The following is an 18397-nucleotide window of genomic DNA, read 5'->3' as shown; positions in this document are numbered from 1 at the left end:
TATGAAATCTGAGTATAATCTATCTTTAAAATCCACTATCCATTTTTAAAATAAGTGACTATCTTTAATTAATATTGACTTACATTTTTAAACCTTCAAGATAGTCAGACTATTGATACCAACGTTTATTCGTTAGAAACCTTTCCATCTTTGAAACTAGCTCTGTAACTACCCGGTGTAATCTTTTCATACTTTTTAAATAATCGAATCAAGCCCACATCATTCGAATAACCAATTTGTTTAGCAATTTCTAAAATAGTTAGTTCTTCTTTAATTAGCAATTCTTTTGCACGTTCCAATCTTAATTTAGCTATATAATCAGTAATGTTCTCGCCAGTTTGTTTTTTAAAGACTGAAGAGAGATATTGAGGTGTTATCTTCATTTCTTCTGCTATCAACGTCAAACTTAACATATTATTCGAATAATTGTTTTGTATAAAATTCATAGTTGCACTGATTAATCGATCACTCTGATTATTCCGATTTTCATTAATATAGTCGCAGAGTCTCTTATAGATACTTTTTATTTTATTATGCATTTCTTCGGCCGTCTCGCATTCAAGTAATAACTTAACTGGATTTTCTTCTGATGAAAAAATACTATCATACTTAATGTTTATATCATTGAGTATTTTCAAATGGGTGTTCATAATGTTAAAAAATAGGCATTTCCCAATTTGAAAAGAGATATTACGTGATTTAAAGTTCTCTTCATATATTGCCTCAAGAATTTTTTCTGCATTCTCAAAGTCTGCTATTTTTATAACATTCATTAACTGTGATTCAATGCCCTCTGGATAATAGTAATGGTCTTCCGCTTCTTTTGTATCTCGATAATGAATAATTTTGCCATTCCCCTTGATCATCCGATAATTCAGCGCTTGAAGGGCTTCTCTATAAGTCGTTACAATATTTCTCATTCCAGTATGAACTTGTCCAATTCCAATCGAAATGACGACATCAAAGCGGTCATTCATAATTTCCTTTAGACGATAGGCCAAATGCTCAATAGACTTTGGACGTTTTTCTTCAACATTCAATATAACGCCTACCCGCCTTTGGTCAAGTTCTACAATATATCCATGATGATCTTCATTCATTAATTCCTCGGAAATGTTACCGATAATAAATCTGATAATCGCCCATTGTTTCTCGGAGTCCTCATAGATGAGATGTCCACGTTCTTCCGCATCAATAACTAATACAATATAATGGTCATTCGAAAATGACAAATTCATAAATGATAGAGATTCCATAGTGATAGTCGATTCATCTACAAAACCATTGATCAATCTTGTTAGAAAATTTGCCTTTATCTGGGGGGCATGTTCCGTTAATTTATTTCTTAATTCTAGCCCTTCCTCCCAGCTCTTATTTAGAGTTTCTTTTATAATGTGATATTCATTAAATTGAAATTGACCGTTTCTGTTTACTCTTTTTACTATTGAACCGACTAACTCTTTAACAGGTACATAATGACGATAGGCTAGATAATAAGAAGCTATGAAACCTCCTACTAAGCAAAAAATTAATGATGATAGAGCTAGACCTTTAACTGTTTTTACTTTCGCCATAACAGTCGATTTTGGGACGATAGAAATATACTTCCAATTTGACTGTTTGGAAATAACATAAGAAACGATCATCTTCTCATTATTTACTTTAACTTCAAATACTCCATTTTGATCTTCTAAATTCAAATCAATATTTTTGAAAAGTTGCTCATCGTTTGCAGTCGTCATAATTTTATTATCCTGTTGATCGAGAATGTAAATATCTCCTTGATTCGCCCATTCCAAATTTTGAAGTATAGACTTAATTTTGCGTTCATTTATTAAGATCGCAAGATATGCCTTAGGATTTTTAATTTCCTGATAAGGAAGCGGTTGCAAAAATGTAATCATTCTCAAAGGACTTTTTGAAATCCCCTCATAAACCGTTGTAGAAGGAATATATGTATTCATACTGTTTGTTTGGAGCATCTTATCTTTCCAGTCTTCGTAATTCATATTTTCATAATTATAATAATGTTGATAAAAAAAGTTAGAATTTGTTTTAATCGCTGGGGTAATAATTACATCTTCTTTTGGGAAATAAATGTAATAATCGTAAATAAAGGAATTAGATATATTATAATTTTTTATATCCTTCATAAAGTTATAATAGTTAATAAACTTCTCATTCTCATTTTTTTGGCTCAAAATGAAATGTAATCGGGGATTAAATGAAATTTGGGCAGATAGATGATTGACTCGATATATTTCATTATCAATTGCATCACTTGCTTGTCTAAGCATAGCTACATTGGAGCGATTGGCGTTATCTTTAATGATTGATTCCATTTTATTGTATAGTAAAATTTCTACTGTAATCGGAAATAGTAAAATGATAATAAATGAAATTAATAAAGTTACAAATACGCTTTTTCGGTTATAGTTCTTCATCTTAATCATCGCCCCCACTTTCTAAAAATTCCCACTATCTATTTTACTTTATACTATAATTCGCCTATAAAGGCTACTCCTCCTTTTATTTTTTCAGCATTAGGTCTTATGTCCCGCTATGATTTGATAAAAAATTCATTTCTAAGAGGAAACCTCGGATAATTTTATAATCCTTTTGACACCGAACGATAAATTCTGCAAAAGCGGCTAGTTCTGTAGCCCTTTTAATCATGAGGGATTGAGTATTTTTAATAAGTGAAGTTGGTAGAAGAACACTAAGCGTAGCTAAGCCCTACTCTCAACACTAGATATTCATTAAATACGGAATAAGCAGAACGCTCCAAACAAGCGTTATTAAAGCGGCAAAAATCATCGCCAACGAGGAAAATGCAGCCTCTTGTTTTCCATATTCGATCGCCTTATTTGTGCCAACTCCGTGTGCACCCATTCCTAGAGCAAGGCCTTTGGCAATTGGTGTTTTAATCGACAGCCATTTGAGTACACTCGGTCCGACAACACCGCCGGCAACTCCTGTGATAATGACAAACACAGTCGTTAATGTAGGCAGACCGCCAATTTCTTTAGATACTTCAATAGCAATCGGAGTAGTAATCGATCGCGGCAAAATTGAAATAATAAAATCATAATTTAAATGAATAAGTTTAGATAATGCTAAAGTTGAAAATATCGCTACGAGTGTTCCTGTTGTGATGCTGATCATGATCGTCCCTATATACTTTTTAACAAGGGAAAAGTTCTTATAAATCGGCACTGCAAATGCAACAGTCGCAGGTCCCAACATATGTGAAAGCAACTTGGAATCTTGCATATACTCATTCGCAGATACATGCGACAATGAAATGAGGATAATTAATAAAAGTGGGGCAAGCAATAATGGATGGAAAAATGGAATGTTTACTTTCCCATACACTTTTTTTGAGAAGATGTAGATAAAATAAGTAGCAACTGTAAATACAACCATCATCACTGTGATTCACTCCTTCTCCTAGCGGCTATTTTATCCGCGGTTAGTGCCGTCATCCCCATTACGATTATCGTACTGATCGTAATCAGTAATACAATTTGTAAGCCTTGGATACTAATGATCTGCTCATAATTTACAATTCCGACTGCGGACGGTACAAAAAATAGCAACAGTTCTGCCATTAACCAACCCGAACCTTGCTCTACCCATTCGAGTTTAATGAGGCGTAAACAAAGTGCGAGAAACAGTAAGCCTAGTCCAATCATTGAACTAGGGATTGGCAGCGGAACGATCTGCTTCAATGCCATGCCTAAAAATAGAAACACATGCAAAAATAAGATTTGCAGTAAAATGACTCCTAGTTTTTTCACATTAAAAACTTCCTTTGTATGTTAGTGTCATGCACTAAGAGTCATAATACGTTTTTTATCGTCATTCGTAAAATACATATTTATAATAGTTTTCATAACTTTTGGTTATGATGGGCCTTTAAAATAAAATCAATGAAGGTTCTACCAGCATTTGAGATATAACGGCCTTTTTTTGTAATAACGGCCAATCTCCACATAATAGTTGGTCTAAGTTTGATTATTTCAATATCATTCGTAAAGAGACGGTTACAAATAGACTGAGGTAAAATCGATAATCCTAAATTAGTTGCAACCATCTCAGACATTAAATCCCACTGCGAGCTTTTAAACAAAATCTTCGGCTCAAAACCAGCCGTAATAAAAAAGTGGTTGCGGATGATCTTATTTAATGCAAATTCCTCATGATAAAAAATAAACTCCTCATCCTTCAAATCCTTTATATCTACTTCTTTTCGATCTGCCAGTGGATGACTTTTATGGACAAGAAGCATCATCTCCTCCTCTACAATCGGATAAACGTTCAATACTTCTTCATTGACAGGCAATACCGCCACCCCAAGCTCAAACTCACCCTCCTCCACACTTTTGACAACCCGTGCCCCGCCATACTCCGTTATATCTAGCTTGATATTCGGATAAGCGTGATGAAATTTCGCCATGACGCTCGGGAAAAATAAACTCCCAATAATAGGTGGAAGGCCTATATACAACTGTCCCACCGAAAGATTCGTTAAATCACTCAGCTTCATTCTCATATCATCTACCAAGCCTAGCATTTTTTGTGCGTAATCCTTCACCACGTCGCCGGCATCCGTAATATGGGTTGTCTTATTCGTCCGAATTAGCAATTTTGTCCCTAGCTCCTCCTCCAATGCCATAATGGACTTACTCAAAGCCGGCTGAGATATATGGAGTTGCTCTGCTGCCCTCGTAATACTCTGGTACTTCGCCACTTCCTTGAAATAATATAATTGTCTAAGCTCCAATATGCGACCTCCTCTGCTTTGCACCTATCCCTATAGTACCACGTAAAGGAAAATAGAACCGCTCAATTTTCAATGGGTGGGTAATTTCGCAAATCAAAAAAGCAAGAAGTCTCCCTCCTGCTTTTGTCTTTATTAATATTTTCTAAATTTCACTAAATACCTTTTTAAATGCATCCCCGGATCTTTGGGCCAACTCATCAGTAGATTCAAGGGGCGATTCTATCGTTAATATTTCCTGTGCCACAACGCCCTTGTATCCGATCTGATTTAAAGCCTTTAAAAAACCTACCAAATCAATGACGCCTTCACCTGGGTAAACACGATCATTATCAAGGGCTTCCGCAACTGGAACATCCTTTGCATCATTTAGATGAACATGAGTAATTTGACTTGGCTGTAAAGAAAGTATGTCATCAATTGTTCCCTCGGTAGTATACCAATGATAACAATCTAGTAACAAGCCAACATTTGGTTCACCAATAGCATCAATCCAATCGAGTGTTTCTTCTATTGTCCATATAAATGGATTTTTCCATGCTGTTCTAAGATGGTGAGGACCTACGAATTCTAAACCAAGATTAATACCATATTCCTTTAAAATTTGAGCACACAATCGAAGCCGTTTCGTTGCTAGAGCCATAAAATGGGCCGCATTATAGTCAGTAGAAGGAAGTACATAGGTGCAACAGCTTGTACAATTAAATTCGGCTGCTACTTTTGCATCTACGATAAGGGTTGTTAAGCCGTTTTGAAACTGTTCTTCTGAACTTCTCCATTCTACCGGCAACCCAATCGAACCAACTTTTATATTATGTTCATTTAGAAAATCCTTTGCCCCTTGTACACCCTTAGCTTCAATAAGATCTCGCAAGTCTTTCCCTGAAGTTTCTACTGCCTCAAAACCATTTTTAGACGCAAGTAAAACTAGTTCTTCTAAGTTTTTCACTTTACCAAGGCCTGCTGAACTCAATCCCTTAATCATTCATACCCCTCCAACAAAATAATTTCAGCATCAAAATTCCTAATGTCAAGAAAGAGACTATCATCCACTCTCTATTAACATACCAATTATGGTAATGGATAGTCTTGATGCGGTCCGGCAGTTATATCTAATTTGCTAAGTAAGGCAGTTTTTTCTTCAGATAGTTTATACTGATTTCAATACTTTCCAAAGGTGTTTTACGCGATACATCCTGCTCAACAATCCACCATTTGATATCAGCTTCTTCACCTAAATGAAGTACTTCCTCTATATTTACTCCACCAGTTCCCAGTTCCGCAAAAAATTGTTCTTCATCTGTTGTCATATCTTTCAAATGAACAAGCGGAGTTCTACCTTTATATTGCTTGATCCATTCAACGGGGTTCTCTCCAGCCTTAGTCAGCCAATAAATATCAAGTTCCGTTTCCAAGTTATCCGGATCTACATCAGTAAAAATAGTCTCTAATGCTGTTCTCCCATCTGATAAGCGTTCCAATTCAAAATCATGGTTATGATAGCAAAGCATTATTCCTTCCTCTTTGCACCTTTTGCCAACCTCGTTTAAAAAGGGAATTAATGTTTTAAAACTTTCTTCTGTTCTTTGATCAGGCATAAGATATGGGCAGACGATGAACTTTGAACCAAGTATTTTTTGTTCTTCTATTACCTTTTCTAAATTATTTTGCAGTTCCTCAATTGGCACATGACTTGAAGCTGCCTTTAATCCGAGTCCGTCTAATAATTCCCTTACCTCACTAACAGGCAAGCCGCCATAGCCAGCAAATTCAACTCCATTAAACCCGAGCTCCGCTACTTTTTTCAGAGTCCCAGCAAAATCAAGTGCACTTTCCTCTCTTAGTGTATACATTTGAAGAGCCACTGGTATTTGTTTCATTATAAGTCCTCCTAAAATATAAATTTTAAAGATCTTGTTTAGAAGTTGCTTTATATACCTCTTTACCTCTTACGAAAGTGGAAATAATGGATAGTTCTTTATCCACGATTAAGAAATCGGCGTCTTTCCCTATTTCTAATGAACCTTTCAAGTGATCTATTTTAATTTCTTGAGCAGGAACCAATGTAAAGGCTGGCAATATTTGTTCAATGGTACAACCTGTAAAATTCAACACATTTTTGAACGCCTGAATCATAGTTAATGTGCTGCCTGCAAGATTATGCCCATCTTTTAAAAACACTTGTCCATTTTCAACGAATACTCCATGATACTCACCATCCGGAAGCCCTGCACAGAAAACAGCATCCGTAATGGCACATATCTTCCACACACCCTTCACATCAAAAAGCCATTTCACTAATTCTGGATGAACATGAAAACCATCCGCAATAATCTCCACCGTTAATTCAGGAAAAATTAATCCGGCTCCTGCCACTCCAGGCTCTCGATGGTGGAAAGCACTCATTCCATTAAAATGATGAGTAGTATGATTAGCACCAGCTTTTATCGCTTCTTTTACATCTTGTAATGTCGCATTGGAATGGCCAATGGACACAGTCACGTTTTGCTCTTTAAATTGTCTTACTGCTGCAAGGCCATTCTTAACTTCTGGGGCAAGCGTTACTAATTTAATTTGATTGTTAGCTGCTTTGAGAAACTCATCGATATCCATTGAATTTGGTACGCGAATATGCTCTCTACTTTGCGCCCCCCTTTTTTCCTCATCAATAAAAGGACCTTCAAGGTGAATACCTATTAAATCAGAGCCTGGCACCCCAAGTTCCATCGCTTTTGACGCACTTTTCAATGTACTAACAATCCGCTCTTTCGATTGTGTGTTTGTTGTCGCTAGAAATGAGGTAGTACCATGAGCAACATGAAATTTACTAATTTCAGCTAGCGATTCATATGTAGCATCCATAACACTATAGCCTGCTCCACCATGAATATGTATATCGATGAGACCTGGAAGAAGCATGCAGCCACCGGCATCGTAGACTCTTCCATTCGAACAATCATCTAGAGACCCTTCTCCAATTGATTCTATTTTGCCAGTCTGATCGATTATTAGCCAGCCATTCATAATTATTTTTTCCGGAGTGAAAATTTGCGCGTTTACAACAAACAACTTGTCTGCTTCCACAATTATTCTCCGCCTTCCTCTACTTATTGGCGATGGCCAAAGAAGCAGCTCCTATTAACCCTGCTGAATCCCCTAACTGCCCTATCTTTACCTGTGGAAGCTTGTCATTAAGATAATTTTCTTTAATAATCTCCTCAACTGGATTAGTTATTAATTTACCAGCTTGAGCTCCACCTCCACCAATAATAATCACATCTGGATTGACAAGATAAATTGCCGATAATAACTTATAGCCTAATGTTTTTCCAACATAATCAAAAACTTCAAGTGCAACCTTGTCCCCTTTCAAGGCCGCTTCGTATACATCTTTTGAAGTAATAGGGCGTTCAATCTCTTTTAAAATGGTAGACTGATTTGTTTGAATTGCTTCAGTTGCCAACCTGCTAATCCCTGTTGCAGAAGCAATTGTTTCTAAGCAGCCTTTTTTTCCGCAATTACAAAGGGTTTCAACGCCTTGAACGGGATCGTGGCCAATTTCACCAGCAAAGAAATCCGAACCTACTACCATATTTCCATCTATCATAACGGATGCTGCCATTCCAGTCCCAATAGTTATACTAATCAAATTGTTATATCCTTTACCTGCTCCAGCCTGAGCTTCGCCACGTGTATATGTACGAACATCATTATCTATGAAAACCGGAACTTGTAGCCTGTTCTTCATCTCGTCAGCAAACGGGACATCCCTATAACCGAGGTTAACTGCTCTTATCGCAATTCCTTTCTTAGGATTAATTTTCCCAGGAACACCAATCCCCACGCACTGAATACGATCTTGATAGCCATTTTTATCCGCTAGTTTCGTAATTTCATAAGTCAATAAATCAAAATATTCCTTTGGATTATTAGTTATAGCGGGAAAGTTTGGTTTTAATGTTGGAATACTAACCTTTTCAAGTAATGCTAAATCTCTGTCAAAAATTCCAATAACAGTATTTGTTCCACCTATATCGATACCAATAATAGCTTTTTCCATAGGACGCTCCTTTTTAAGTAAGTTAGTGGATAGTAAACCGCTTCCATTCCTATCCTATTATACTATTATTTTAAGAATAAAAAAATGAGTATGATCCGATATTTTGCGGACATACTCATTTTAGTGATAATATCCAACTTGGCATTCAATAGAAATGTAGAATTTTCACATAATCTCTTGCTTTTTATGTAAATAGCGATACAGAACTATACCTGATAAGGAACAAATAATTGCACAGAGCCCTACAAATATAAACCCGGATTGCAATCCCCTAATCAACCCTATTTCGGAGCCATTTATTTGACTAAACCATTGTTTGAATAGGTCGATAATGATCCCTATTAAAAAATTCCCCATTACGAGTGCAATTCCCATGAGTGTCACAGTGAACGTAATGGCTGTTTCAGTCCCATTGGGATAACGCTTTGCAAGTAGAGCCATGACTGTTGGATAAATTGGAGCTACACCTATTCCCGCAAAAGCAAACAGAAATACACCTGGTGCTCCAAAGAAAACAGCTAATAATGTACTAATCCCTGCTAATCCTGAAAAAATAATTAAAGATTTGATAAAGCCGATTCGGTCAGTAACGGGACCTAACAGTAATCTCGCTAACATAAAACACAAGAAAAAAACGGACAACATTGTTGACGCTGATGCTGTTGACCAATCATAGGCTTTTTCAAGAAAGTTTACAAGCCAACCACCAAATGCCATTTCTGCAATGACTCCAAAGGATAGAATAGAAACAATCATCCATGCAGCCGGATCCTTTATAAATACCTTTATAGATATACGATCCTCAATGGCAACTTCGTTTTTAGGAACTTTAGCAAAGACAGTTGGAATCATCGGAATGATCGATAATAATAACATAATCAAATACATGCCTTGCCAGCCTAACTCCGCTCCAAATACGTACCATTTCATCATACTAGCTGCAATGATTGGGGCTACAGTTGAACTTAATCCATAGAAAAAGTGTGATAAATTCATCATAAATCCCGTGTTGCGGATGAAGATTTTTGCCGCAAAAATGGCTAAAACAATCTCCAACATCCCATTACCTACATACATAAAAAAGTAGGACAATGAAAATGTAAAATAAGTACTAGATATATAGATAAATACCCCTGATAAAGCCATTGCTCCGAAGGCTATTAAAGAGGATATTTTTACTCCTAGTTTCGAAGTGACAATTCCAGTAAACGTACAAGCTAACAAATAACCAATTGAATTATAAGCTAGCAAAGTCCCAACTTGAAGTTCAGTCGCACCAAAATCAGACTGAATTCTTGGAATTGCAGGTCCTTTTATATTTTCAGAAAAACCAAATATTAAAAAACCAACAAAAATTACTAAATACGATGCCGGTAAATATTTTTGGAAAAAACTAAGTTTTTGTGCCTGTTGCATACATGTAACTCCCATTCTATTTTCCAGACTAACAGATTTTTAACTAATGACAATCATACACGACCAACTTTTTTCGTCAAGATATTGTTTTTTCGTGGGAGCAACATTAGAACTATTATTAAAGATTGCTTTTGTATTTTAACGCTTTTATGCTTTTTTGTAGTGAAGTATAATGGTAATATAATAGATTGTGTCGGAAACTAGCAATACAACCCAAATAATCTTAGACTTCAACATAAGAAACTTGCGTAAAGTTTCAAATAAGGAGCAATATTGACAGAAAGAATTTCCTATACTATTATAATTTCTTATAATATTAAAAATCTTTATACCCATCAATGAAAGGGAGTGACTGTTTATTGGAGAATCAAATCGAAAATGCAAAAGATTTAATAGAAAAGGTCGATAGTGAATCTAGGGTTAAAACCTATATTGGCAAATCTGCCAAATTTGTCACAGGTGTAGCTGTAGTTTGGTCAGTATTTCAAATTTTTTCAGCAGGCTCTGGAATTTTTGATGCTATTACTTTAAGGGCTTGGCATTTATTATTTCTATTAATTATGACATTTTTAATGTATCCCATTTCAAAAAAGAGCAAACGACACGTTAAGTTTCCGCATGTGATAGATATCATTTGTATATTACTGTCCATTATTTCCGTAGGATACTTATTACTTAAATATGATACCGTTGTCCTTCGGGGAGGTTTCTTACTTACCCCAGATTACATATTTGGAGCGATTGGTCTACTTCTTATTTTCGAAGCAGCCCGTAGAGTTGTCGGAAATCTAGCAATTTTAGCTCTTATTTTCTTGTTATATAACTTCCTCGGTTCTTATATACCAGGGATATTTGGTCATAATGGGTTCACTGTGAAACGGATTATTGATTATATGTTTTGGGGAAGCGAAGGCATTTTCGGCATCGCTATAGGAGTCTCAGCAACGTTTGTATTTTTATTTATTTTATTTGGTGCTTTTTTAAATCGTAGTGGTTTTAGCCAATTTATCAATGATTTAGCTTTAACAATCGCTGGTCGTTCTCCTGGTGGCCCAGCAAAGGTAGCAGTCATCGCCAGTGCCTTAATGGGAATGATTAATGGAAGTGCCATTGCTAATGTGGCAACAACCGGTACATTAACGATCCCATTAATGAAAAAAAATGGCTATAAAGCACGATTTGCAGCAGCAGTTGAGGCAGTTGCTTCTACAGGTGGTCAATTCGCTCCACCTATCATGGGAGCTGCTGGTTTTGTCATGGCGGAATATTTAGGAGTCTCCTATACCGTTGTAATGATTGCTGCGATTATACCTGCTTTTCTATATTATCTAGCACTTATCATGGTTGTTCATTTTGAAGCAAAGCGTTTAGGTTTAAAAGGACTTTCGAAAGAAAACATTCCGAAAGCTTGGGAAGTATTAAAAAAACAAGGTCATCTTTCTTTGCCTCTAATTGTTTTAATGGGTCTTATGTTTATGGGTTATACACCTTTATATGCTGCTGTTTTTTCTATTCTAGCCTGTGTAATCGCAAGTTGGTTTAGAAAAGAAACACGAATGGGATTAAAAGATATAATCGGTGCCCTTGAAGAAGGTGCAAAAGGAGCAATAGGTGTAGCAGTTGCCTGTGCGGTTATCGGTTTCATTATAGGAACTGTTTCTTTAACAGGCCTTGGTTTGAATTTTGGTTATAGTGTCATGAATTATACAAACGATAGTATATTCATTGCTGCCTTCCTTGTCATGCTAATGAGTATTATTTTAGGGATGGGTGTACCTGGTGTGGCTGCCTATATTATTGTTGCAACAGTAGGTGCTCCTGTGTTGATCGATTTAGGGATTACCCCTCTTGCAGCTCATATGTTTGTATTGATTTATGCATGTTTATCCAATATAACACCACCTGTGGCACTTTCATCGTTTGTCGCCGCAGGAATTGCTAATACAAATCAACATCAAGTGTCAATGACTGCTGTGAAATTAGGAATAACTGGGTTTATTTTACCTTTCTTTTTTATCTACGAACCAGCACTACTGATAGGTGGAGCTGATTTCTCATCCAGTATTCTTCCTACATTGACTGCGTCTGTTGGTGTTGTTTCACTTGCTGCAGGACTTCAAGGATGGTTTTTTGGAAGAGCTTCATGGTTTCATAGATTAATTTTAATCGCAGTCGGTTTATTGATGATTTCTCCTGATCATATAACAGATATTATCGGTATCGGATTATTAGTAGGAATGTTTGTCCTACAAGTAGCCAATAGAAAACAGGTGGATACTTCGGAAGTTATCCGTTAGTATAAAATTAGTTTTAGAAAGGATTACAAAATGAAAAAAATATCAAAAGGTCTAATCTTTACTAGTTTATTATCTTTCATTCTCGTTTTAAGTGCTTGCGGGAATGACCAAGGGAATAACTTGAATTTCCCGACGGCTTCCAATACTGGAACGATTTATCCTTTAGGTTCTGCAATGGCGAACCTTTGGAATAATGAAATTGATGATTTACGTGTGAATGCTCAAGCATCCAAAGGTGGCGTCGAGAACTTAAATCTCATGAAAGAAGGCGAAGCTCATATTTCTTTTGCGACTGCAGGAATTATATGGGAAGCTTATAATGGAGAAAGAGGTTTTAAAGATCGTAAATATGATAATGTTCGCATAGTTGCTGGTCTTTACTTAAATCCAAATCAAGTAGTTGTTAGGCAAGATGCAGGAATTGAATCAATCGCCGATATTAAAGGGAAAAAATTTGCTCCTGGTACTACAGGTAGTACGCCTGAAGTTGAATCCCAGATCATTCTCCCAGCCTACGGAATCAATTACCCAGATGATATAAAAACAAACTATGTCGGTTTTACAGAGGCCATTGATTTAATGAGAAATAAGCAAATTGACGGTGCCTTAATCCAAGCTGGTCTGCCAACAGCAGCTGTTTCAGAAATGACTGCAACAGCAGATGGGCAACTGATTGGCATTGAACCAGAAATACGTAAACAATTAAAAGAAGAATATCCTTGGTATTCTGAAATGGTGATTCCAGCTGGCACATATGATGGGCAAGATGAAGATGTCGAAACACTTGCAATTAAAATGATGTTAATGGCTGATGCTTCAGTGGATGATGAAGTCATTTATGAAATGACGAAAGTGTTTTGGGAAAACTTACCAGAACTTGAAAAATCCCACCCTATCGTAAAACAAATGAAACTTGAAGAAGCTGTAACTGACCTTGCTGGTATTCCATTACATGAAGGTGCCAAAAAGTATTATAAAGAACAAGGTTTGATTAACGAATAAAACAGGGAGATGAATTCCCTGTTTTTTTATTTTTCACTTTATATCCACCTCAAGCCTAAAAGCTATTTATCCAATACGTAATTAGATATAATGAATCCAAGTATATGAGCAGAGGTGTATTATTTTGAAAAAGAAAATGCGAGAAATTCATCGCCCAGATCTTTCTGAAAACATGAAAATACGATTATTAGACGAAGTAACAGACAGAAGCTCCCATGAGTTTGGAAAAATAGAATCAAACATCGGCCCTGTCCATGCGGAACATGTCCATTTTATCGAAATACACTTCAATGGAGTTTCATTTGAACAATGCCAACTCCCCTTTTCCTCGTGGGTAGATGTTATCTTTGAAAATTGTGATCTCTCAAATATTGATTTAAAAAAAGCCCAATTCACACGGGTTGAATTTAGAAAATGCAAACTGGCAGGAACCAATTTCGATCAAGCAATGATGCGCGATGTACAATTTTCTCATTGTGAAGCACCCTATGCTTTATTTAATTTAGCCGAAGTTCAAGATGTTCTTTTTAATGCCTCCCTATTAAAAGGGGCCAACTTTATTGATGCTCACTTCAATAACGTACAGTTTCATAATTCCAATATCCAAGATGTTCAATTTACGGGCACCTCTTTAAGGAATATTGATTTGAGTCTTTGTCAGTTTGATTACATCCATGCTGATGAAAGGGATCTTCGCGGAGCAATCATTGCCCCTGAACAGGCTCTCAGTTTTATTGAATTATTCGGTTTGAAAGTAAAATATGATTAAGAACTAACTCTTTTAACTAATCGAATTTCGACATGATCTTTTCGATAAGAGGATCAGACTTAGATCTTAGCTCCCCAGGATAATGATGAAGAATAAGAACGTTTTTTAGCGAATAAAACTGATAGCTAACAACGTTAAAATTAGCTGTTCTATTCCTGAATTCCGTTCTTGCCTCTTCCACATTCTCTTCGTCATTAAAAAAATAAAAATAATAAATGTCTTCATAAAACTCATACACTTTGGGTTGCTTCTTCTTTAATCTTTGATTGAATACAGAATCGTGACTATCTATTTTCTCTAATATAATCCCTTCAACCTCAAATTCCCTTTTAAGTTGTTTCTCATTTATTTATTCAGCACCACATCCGCTAATAAATAAAACACAGATCAGCAGCAAGTATTGAAGCTTCATGAGTGGCTCACCTTAATAATACTCTATGAGTTTTTCGTCTATTTCATCAATGTAACCAATATTTGTTTTTGTGTCCCATAAAATAATCTGCTCAGCTTCATCATTTTTACTAAATAGTTGTAAATTCGTTAATTCTCCACTATATAATGCACCATATTCCAGTCGGTCATCTGGCTTCAATCGAAATTTCATTAACCCTTTGAATGTGAGAGCTGGAACCGTTTGATTTGTTTCCTCCATTAATTCTCGTTCCGCACATTCTCGAGCCGTTTCTCCTGGATCAATAATTCCTCCTGGTAATTCCCAATGCTGCCTCCAGTTATTAAACATTAAAAGGTATTTCCCTTGATATCTCGCTACTACTAATGCATGAGTTAACGGAGCATCAACTGTATTTTTAAACATATCTTTTTCCGCTATTTTTAAAAAATCCAAGAAAATATGTCCCTTACTATGAGTTAAGATTGACAAAATACTCCCTCCATCACTAATTCATCTATAATCAAATTATAACAAACAATACGCGGAAAATTATATTTAATCTGAAAATAGGATAGATCATACTCAAAATAAAACCAGCCCACATATCGGAAGCTGGTTTCAATCGTAATAACAAATTGCCTATTTTTAAAAACTTAATGTACCTTGTCCTTAACTGTCCACACCGTGCATATAATGGAAAAGTAAAATAACTAATCAGGAGGAAACCATGTTTATTTTCTTAGAAAAGGCAATCATTGCTATGGCTCTATTAAGAATTTTATCGGGAAGTATCGATATAATTGCAGCATTTCTAATGCTTAGATTCAATGATATTGAAAAAGCACTTATCCTTAATAGTTCTCTTGCTCTTGTTGGACCTATCGTATTTATGCTTGCTACAACGGTAGGACTTATTGGAATTGCCGATAAAATTTCACTAGCAAAGTTTATTTGGATCTTTATTGGGTTCGGTTTCATTGTCTATGGTGTCAAAAGTTAATATTAACGTTATCTTTAATGATTCATCAAGGAGTGGAGGTTGTTGCACCTTTTAAAACAAGGCGTAGCGGCGTTTTTTCTTTTCGACCCATAATACGATCTAAGATTTCTTCACTGTAGATCGCAAACGCTGGATGAGATCTTTGTCGTGGCCTAGGCAAATTTATTTCTTGATTTAGAGAAATTTTCCCGTCCTCTATTAAAATAACCCGGTCTGCAATTGCAACTGCTTCCTCCACATCATGAGTCACAAGAATAGATGTAAATTTTCTTTTTTTCCAAAGTGATTCTATTAAGTCTTGCATCTCTATTCGAGTCAAGGCATCCAGCGCACCTAGTGGTTCATCCAATAATAAAAGATCAGGGTCATGAACTAATGCTCGTGCTAATGCTACTCGCTGCCTTTGACCGCCAGAAAGTTTTTGAGGCCAATCATTCTGCCGTTCTTCCAACCCTACATTACGGAGGGCTTCTAATGCCTTTTCCTTTTTTTCGTTTAAAAGACCAACACATACATTATCAATGACTCGTTTCCAAGGCAATAATCTTCCGTCTTGAAACATGATCCGCGCTTGTTTATTTAATTCAGTGAGAGGTTGATTATTCATGTAAATGAACCCTTTGTCATAACTTTCGAGCCCTGCTATTAACCGAAGCAAGGTACTTTTTCCACATCCGCTTTTTCCCACAATAGCAATAAATTCTCCTTTTGGAATGCTTAAATTTATTCCTTGTAGCACTGGTCTTTCCAAATAGGTTTTCTGAACATTTTCAAGCAATACATGGCATTTTTCCTTCGGATAATCTGTTCTCAATTTATATCCCCCCTTCAACTAAGCCGTATTGTCAAAACATCTATAGTAAAAAGTTAATAATTCCTTGATTTAAAAGGGTTTATAGACAAAAAACTTGCCACCCCCTAAAATCTTTGGATAATTGAGGTTACCAGACCACCAACAACCAAGATTAGGAAGTGACAAGTTGTACCCTCAATTATTAACCTATTTACTTCAATTTATCAAGTACCAAGATCAAATGATCCGTACTTTACAAACTCTTCTCATTGGTAAAAACATGTTTGAGAAACCTTTAGAAGAGCCAGTTAATAAGCCTTATCGAAAACTGCAGGTAGATGACCTTCCGATCATCGAAACCGTAAAAAAATTTGATTACAAATTACTTTTAAACGAGTATCTTGAGGAACATGGAAAGGTCCTCAAACCTGTTCAAAGACGTTCTAACGCAAAGGCCACTGTACCAAAAACAATGAACTGTCCACAGTGTGGAGCTCCATCAGATTATCTGTACGCCAATAATGGTGATAAAGGGCAGTTTCAATGCAAGGTTTGTTCTTGCCTTTTCAGTGATAAGAATCGCTTTTCTAAAGAGGCCATTCTTAAGTGCCCTCACTGTGCAAAGACCCTTGATAAGATTAAAGAAAGAAAAGATTTCTCTGTCTACAAATGTAGAAATAATGACTGTTCTTATTATCGAAAGAAACTGAAGACCATGTCTAAAAAAGAGAAAAAGCGGTTTAAGAAAGATCCTCAAGCATTTAAATTGAGGTATATCTTTCGTCAGTTTCACATTGATTTTAGACCTTTATCTAAGAGATCATTCGAGTTACCAAAAGTCGATTTATCTAGGATTTATGCTTCGCCACACGTTTTGGGTCTGATCTTAACCTATCATGTGAATTATGGGCTTTCAGCCCGTAAGACAGCAGCCATTATGCAAGATGTCCATGGTGTTGCAATTTCCCACCAAACCATTTTGAATTACGAAAACAGTGTGGCTCTATTGCTTAAACCGTATGTGGATCATTATCCCTATGAGCTTTCTGATCAATTCTGTGGCGATGAAACCTATATCCGAGTCAATGGAAAGTGGCACTATTTATTTTTCTTTTTTGATGCAGTAAAGAAGATCATTCTCTCTTATCCAGTGTCTCCAAATCGCGACACGGTAACGGCTATTCGTGCCATTGATGAAGTGTTAGTTAAAATGCAAGATATCCCTAAAGATCTTACCTTCGTAGTGGATGGAAATCCCATCTATCTTTTAGCTCAACACTTTTTTGCCCAGAACGACATCAAATTTGATGTGAAACAAGTGATTGGGCTTACCAATGAGGATCCTATTTCAACTGAATACAGACCGCTAAAACAAATCATCGAGAGATTGAATCGTACTTTCAAGGGGAACTATCGTTCCACGCATGGCTTTGGTTCAGAACATGGTTCTGTTTCCTATGTCACTTTGTTTGTCGCTTATTTTAATTTTCTGCGGCCACATGCCTCTTTAGAAGGAAAGGTACCTGTTGTGAACACAGCGTTATCGGGTCTTCCTACCATGCCAGCACGGTGGACGAAATTGATCGATTTAGCTCAGCATTGGATTGTTCAACAGCGGTTAGCCTAACTTTTTGTTTAGCTGAGCCCTTGTGTTTTTGGATCTGTTCAGCAATCGGCGTAGCGAACTCTTGACAAACCGAACTTGCCAATGGTTTAAAATTGGAAAAACCAAGGGCTTATTTGGCCTGCCTTCTTTTGTCCCCTTCGCCCTTGTTACTCTGAATTCAAACCATTGGCGTGTTTGTCAAGAGCGATTGCGACGGGTTTCCACTCCGTTTCGGGATGAATCACTAAAATTAGGCTTTAGTTTTCATAGAACTTTT

16 protein-coding genes are annotated in these 18397 nt (G+C 36.3%); 5 read left to right on the top strand and 11 right to left on the bottom strand.

Going from position 1 to position 18397, the window contains the following annotated elements; genetic code table 11:
• Window positions 1–125 precede the first annotated feature (125 nt).
• The 9 genes from BN1243_RS01405 to BN1243_RS01365 all read right to left on the bottom strand — a co-directional run bounded on the left by BN1243_RS01405 (window position 126) and on the right by BN1243_RS01365 (window position 10259).
• On the bottom strand, window positions 126–2444 hold the full coding sequence (locus tag BN1243_RS01405) for a helix-turn-helix domain-containing protein (RefSeq protein WP_062104501.1): 2319 nt from the start codon (window positions 2442–2444) through the stop codon (window positions 126–128).
• 304 nt (window positions 2445–2748) lie between these two features.
• Window positions 2749–3429 (bottom strand): LrgB family protein, encoded by a 681-nt coding sequence (locus tag BN1243_RS01400; RefSeq protein ID WP_195892145.1) that lies wholly within the window; start codon window positions 3427–3429, stop codon window positions 2749–2751.
• Window positions 3429–3800 (bottom strand): CidA/LrgA family protein, encoded by a 372-nt coding sequence (locus BN1243_RS01395; RefSeq protein WP_062104499.1) that lies wholly within the window; start codon window positions 3798–3800, stop codon window positions 3429–3431. The genes BN1243_RS01400 and BN1243_RS01395 overlap by 1 nt, the downstream gene beginning before the upstream one ends.
• Before the next feature lie 92 nt (window positions 3801–3892).
• The gene (locus BN1243_RS01390; protein WP_062104498.1) at window positions 3893–4786 is read right to left on the bottom strand and encodes a LysR family transcriptional regulator; all 894 of its coding nucleotides are present in this window, start codon (window positions 4784–4786) and stop codon (window positions 3893–3895) included.
• Window positions 4787–4928: 142 nt separating this feature from the next.
• Entirely contained in the window at window positions 4929–5768 is an 840-nt protein-coding gene (locus BN1243_RS01385) for a sugar phosphate isomerase/epimerase family protein (protein ID WP_062104497.1), read from the bottom strand.
• 127 nt (window positions 5769–5895) lie between these two features.
• Window positions 5896–6663 carry a sugar phosphate isomerase/epimerase family protein gene (locus BN1243_RS01380; protein ID WP_062104496.1) on the bottom strand — a complete coding sequence of 256 codons (768 nt, stop codon included), beginning with the start codon at window positions 6661–6663 and terminating at the stop codon, window positions 5896–5898.
• Window positions 6664–6688: 25 nt separating this feature from the next.
• Window positions 6689–7867: an N-acetylglucosamine-6-phosphate deacetylase gene (gene nagA, locus BN1243_RS01375; RefSeq protein WP_062104495.1), complete on the bottom strand. Its 1179-nt coding sequence runs from the start codon at window positions 7865–7867 to the stop codon at window positions 6689–6691.
• A 19-nt stretch (window positions 7868–7886) separates the two neighbouring features.
• Window positions 7887–8843 (bottom strand): ROK family protein, encoded by a 957-nt coding sequence (locus BN1243_RS01370; RefSeq protein ID WP_062104494.1) that lies wholly within the window; start codon window positions 8841–8843, stop codon window positions 7887–7889.
• 165 nt (window positions 8844–9008) lie between these two features.
• Entirely contained in the window at window positions 9009–10259 is a 1251-nt protein-coding gene (locus BN1243_RS01365; protein ID WP_062104493.1) for an MFS transporter, read from the bottom strand.
• Window positions 10260–10618: 359 nt separating this feature from the next.
• Between BN1243_RS01365 and BN1243_RS01360 the strand changes: the two genes are divergently transcribed.
• The 3 genes from BN1243_RS01360 to BN1243_RS01350 all read left to right on the top strand — a co-directional run bounded on the left by BN1243_RS01360 (window position 10619) and on the right by BN1243_RS01350 (window position 14327).
• Window positions 10619–12556, top strand: coding sequence for a TRAP transporter permease (locus tag BN1243_RS01360; protein ID WP_230200070.1), 1938 nt, complete (start codon window positions 10619–10621; stop codon window positions 12554–12556).
• A gap of 30 nt (window positions 12557–12586) precedes the next feature.
• Window positions 12587–13558: a TAXI family TRAP transporter solute-binding subunit gene (locus BN1243_RS01355; RefSeq protein WP_062104491.1), complete on the top strand. Its 972-nt coding sequence runs from the start codon at window positions 12587–12589 to the stop codon at window positions 13556–13558.
• Window positions 13559–13682: 124 nt separating this feature from the next.
• Window positions 13683–14327, top strand: a complete 645-nt coding sequence (locus tag BN1243_RS01350) for a pentapeptide repeat-containing protein (protein WP_062104490.1) — start codon at window positions 13683–13685, stop codon at window positions 14325–14327.
• Between the two features lie 424 nt (window positions 14328–14751).
• Here the strand turns inward: BN1243_RS01350 and BN1243_RS01340 are convergent, their stop codons facing one another.
• A complete protein-coding gene (locus BN1243_RS01340; RefSeq protein ID WP_062104488.1) occupies window positions 14752–15210 on the bottom strand; it encodes an NUDIX domain-containing protein in 459 nt (152 codons plus the stop codon).
• A gap of 238 nt (window positions 15211–15448) precedes the next feature.
• Here BN1243_RS01340 and BN1243_RS01335 point away from each other — a divergent pair, with 238 nt between their 5' ends.
• Window positions 15449–15721, top strand: a complete 273-nt coding sequence (locus BN1243_RS01335) for a YqhV family protein (RefSeq protein ID WP_062104487.1) — start codon at window positions 15449–15451, stop codon at window positions 15719–15721.
• A gap of 25 nt (window positions 15722–15746) precedes the next feature.
• Here BN1243_RS01335 and BN1243_RS01330 read toward each other — a convergent pair whose 3' ends face one another.
• Window positions 15747–16535 (bottom strand): ATP-binding cassette domain-containing protein, encoded by a 789-nt coding sequence (locus BN1243_RS01330; RefSeq protein ID WP_062104486.1) that lies wholly within the window; start codon window positions 16533–16535, stop codon window positions 15747–15749.
• A gap of 166 nt (window positions 16536–16701) precedes the next feature.
• Here BN1243_RS01330 and BN1243_RS01325 point away from each other — a divergent pair, with 166 nt between their 5' ends.
• On the top strand, window positions 16702–18141 hold the full coding sequence (locus tag BN1243_RS01325; protein ID WP_062104485.1) for a DDE-type integrase/transposase/recombinase: 1440 nt from the start codon (window positions 16702–16704) through the stop codon (window positions 18139–18141).
• The last annotated feature ends 256 nt before the right edge of the window (window positions 18142–18397 follow it).

Origin of the sequence: Bacillus niameyensis (assembly GCF_001375535.1) — a bacterium.
Classification (GTDB): Bacteria; Bacillota; Bacilli; order Bacillales; family Bacillaceae_C; genus Lederbergia; species Lederbergia niameyensis.
Note: the sequence above shows the minus strand (reverse complement) of the source record. Positions and strands in the feature narration are given on the sequence as shown.

What these genes read in the sequence shown, in the direction of transcription:
- BN1243_RS01355 (WP_062104491.1), top strand. Translation starts at nt 12,587, where the DNA reads ATGAAAAAAATATCAAAAGGTCTAATCTTTACTAGTTTATTATCTTTC.
- BN1243_RS01335 (WP_062104487.1), top strand. Translation starts at nt 15,449, where the DNA reads ATGTTTATTTTCTTAGAAAAGGCAATCATTGCTATGGCTCTATTAAGA.
- BN1243_RS01405 (WP_062104501.1), bottom strand. Translation starts at nt 2,444, where the DNA reads ATGAAGAACTATAACCGAAAAAGCGTATTTGTAACTTTATTAATTTCA.
- BN1243_RS01370 (WP_062104494.1), bottom strand. Translation starts at nt 8,843, where the DNA reads ATGGAAAAAGCTATTATTGGTATCGATATAGGTGGAACAAATACTGTT.
- BN1243_RS01380 (WP_062104496.1), bottom strand. Translation starts at nt 6,663, where the DNA reads ATGAAACAAATACCAGTGGCTCTTCAAATGTATACACTAAGAGAGGAA.
- BN1243_RS01365 (WP_062104493.1), bottom strand. Translation starts at nt 10,259, where the DNA reads ATGCAACAGGCACAAAAACTTAGTTTTTTCCAAAAATATTTACCGGCA.
- BN1243_RS01400 (WP_195892145.1), bottom strand. Translation starts at nt 3,429, where the DNA reads ATGATGGTTGTATTTACAGTTGCTACTTATTTTATCTACATCTTCTCA.
- BN1243_RS01385 (WP_062104497.1), bottom strand. Translation starts at nt 5,768, where the DNA reads ATGATTAAGGGATTGAGTTCAGCAGGCCTTGGTAAAGTGAAAAACTTA.